This is a genomic window from Staphylococcus sp. GDY8P67P, assembly GCF_017892545.1.
GTDB classification, from domain to species: domain Bacteria; phylum Bacillota; class Bacilli; order Staphylococcales; family Staphylococcaceae; genus Staphylococcus; species Staphylococcus ureilyticus.
The window spans coordinates 1-2,992 of record NZ_JAESLH010000026.1 but is presented as its reverse complement, the minus strand read 5'-3'; the positions used below and the strand labels follow the sequence as shown (position 1 = coordinate 2,992).

At 28.7% G+C, this 2,992-nt stretch carries 2 protein-coding genes; both read left to right on the top strand.

What is annotated here, in order from left to right; translation table 11 throughout:
• Positions 1-411 precede the first annotated feature (411 nt).
• Positions 412-1,233: a putative RNA methyltransferase gene (locus tag KA833_RS10315; protein WP_049948317.1), complete on the top strand. Its 822-nt coding sequence runs from the start codon at positions 412-414 to the stop codon at positions 1,231-1,233.
• A gap of 183 nt (positions 1,234-1,416) precedes the next feature.
• Complete coding sequence (locus KA833_RS10310; protein WP_078099048.1) at positions 1,417-2,421, top strand: protein rep; 1,005 nt, start codon at positions 1,417-1,419, stop codon at positions 2,419-2,421.
• Positions 2,422-2,992: the final 571 nt, after the last annotated feature.

Below are 2,992 nucleotides of genomic sequence, written 5' to 3'. Positions count from 1 at the left end.
GTGCAGTATTAATTTTTATATCGCTACAACGCCGATTCCTTAAAACTAAGATAAAAATTGACGAAGGTCGATTATGGTTTTTTACGCGTTCTTTTTAGAACGCATAAGTGCGCCCTTACGGGATTTAACTAGATTATAACGACGAAAAATAGACCTGTAAAGCAATAACAGTTGGGTCTACTTTGTCTACTGGGCAGACAAGAAAAGAACACGCATTTATGCCGAGAAAATTTATTGATGTTGAGAAGAACCCTTAACTAAACTTGCAGACGAATGTCGGCATAGCGTGAGCTATTAAGCCGACCATTCGACAAGTTTTGGGATTGTTAAGGGTTCCGAGGCTCAACGTCAATAAAGCAATTGGAATAAAGCAACTTTGTTATTTATAATTATTTGATTGGAGGTGTGAATATGTTTTTTAAGTGTTCTATATGTGATGAAAAATTAAAGAGAGGTTATAAAACTTTAGCATGTGAGAATAACCATACTTTTGATATTGCAAAAGAGGGTTATTCGAATTTAATTTCAGGGCATAAAAAAAGTAAATACGATAAAAAATTGTTTATTGCTAGAAGAGAATTGAATGATAGTAGCAATTTGTATTCGATATTAATTTCAAAAATCATAGAAATTATTAAAAAATATGAGATTAAAACTAAAAATAATGTGATAGATGTTGGTACTGGTGAGGGTTATATTTTAAATGAAATTAGTAAAACATTTCTTGGTGAAAATGAATTCTTAGGTATAGACATTGCAAAAGAAGGTGTAAAAAAAGCAGCAAAATCATATAAAAATATAAATTGGTTGGTTGCTGATCTAGCTGATATACCAGTTATGAATGGGAATGTAGACTTTTTAATTAATGTGCTTAGCCCTTCTAATTATGATGAGTTTAAAAGAGTTCTAGATAAAGAGGGGAAATTGATAAAAATAATTCCTAATAGTGATTATTTAAAAGAAATAAGGAATATAGTCTTTAGTAATCATAAAAATAAGGATTATGATAATTCTGAGGTTATAGATTTATTTGAAGCTAATTTTAATAAAATTGAAATGATAGACATTAGTTATAAGGTTAAATTAAATAAAGAAGAATTGAATAAATTACTTGATATGACGCCTTTAACGTGGAATTTAAGTGACGTAGAAAAAGAAGGAATAATTAAGAAAAACTTAAGTGAAATTACGATGAGTTTTAAGGTTTTGGTTGGTGGTTTTAAAACGAGTTGAAAACGAGTTTCTTCTTGTCTTGATACTATATAGAAATAACGTTCTTTTTTAAAATGTTGTTTCAAGCTTGATGTAACAGTGTTTTGAAAGATTTTTAGTGTATAAAATAAAATTTGACATAAAAAAACTCCAGTAATAAGATTAAAGTGTCGAGCTAAAATCAAATACTGGAGGTCTTTTTATATGCAAGACAATCATACAAAATATATAGATGAAAATCAAGATAATAAAACACTAAAAGACTTAACGAAAAGTGGGAAACAACGCCCGTGGAGAGAAAAGAAAATCGATAATGTAAGTTATGCAGATATACTAGAAATCTTAAAAATTAAAAAGGCTTTTAACGTAAAACAATGTGGTAACGTCTTAGAGTTCAAGCCTACTGATGAAGGTTATTTGAAGTTACATAAGACATGGTTTTGTAAATCAAAATTGTGTCCAGTTTGTAATTGGAGGCGTGCTATGAAAAATAGTTATCAAGCTCAAAGAGTGATTGAAGAAGTGGTTAAAGAAAAGCCGAAAGCACGTTGGTTGTTTCTTACACTATCAACACGAAATGCGATAGATGGAGATACTTTAGAAAAAAGTCTTAAACATTTAACTGAATCATTTAGAAGATTATTTAAATATAAAAAAGTTAGTAAAAATTTAATTGGTTTTATGCGTTCGACAGAGGTTACAGTTAATAAAAATGACGGTAGTTATAATCAACATATGCATGTTTTATTGTGTGTTGAAAGTAAATATTTTAGAGGTTCTGAGAATTACATTTCTCAAAATGATTGGATTAATTTATGGCAAAAAGCATTACAAGTTAATTATCGGCCAGTAGCAAATATTAAAGCGATCAAACCAAATCAAAAAGGCGATAAAGATATTCAAGCAGCAATCAAAGAAACCTCGAAATATTCGGTTAAATCATCTGATTTTTTAACTGATGATGACGAAAGAAATCAGGAAATCGTGAATGATTTAGAAAAAGGTTTATACCGAAAACGTATGTTGAGTTATGGTGGATTGCTTAAACAAAAACATAAAATTTTAAATTTAGACGATGCCGAAGATGGCAATTTAATTAATACAAGTGACGAAGATAAAACAACAGACGAAGAAGAAAAAGCACATTCAATTACTGCAATTTGGAATTTTGAAAAACAAAATTATTACTTAAAAGATTTGAAACGTTAGCTTAAAAGCTAGCGTTTTTTTTATGTATTTTTGCCCCTGCAGGAACTATAGCGTTCAACCGGCATGGTTGACCAGTTTTACCATGAAAATTTTAATTTGCATGTAAATGGGCAGTGTCTGAAAAATTCGCCACTGGTTATGTACAAAAAATGAGATAAACAATTTAACTTTTTAAGTTATATAAATTTTAGGGAGTTCCAATCAAATTAGAAAAATATATATAAAAGTTATATCGTTTTTCTGGCTTATGTTTAAAAAGTACAAGTGATTGTATTTAAAATGACTTTAGCAACTTAAGTAATATGTCTTTTGAATACAAGTTAAATGTCAGAAAGATGTACCCTTATTTTGCTCATATTTGCGTTTTAAGAAACATATATAAATATACAGGTATAAAAATATATAAATATAGAGTTTGCTCTAAATACCCCCTTAAAATTCAAAATAAAGGCATTTAAAAATTAAGAAAATAAAAAAGCTACTAGCAAAAAACTAGTAGCTTAAATCTTAGTTAAATTTCTATGTAGTATTAATTTTTATATCTACGCTACAACGTCGATTCTAGTTCGTG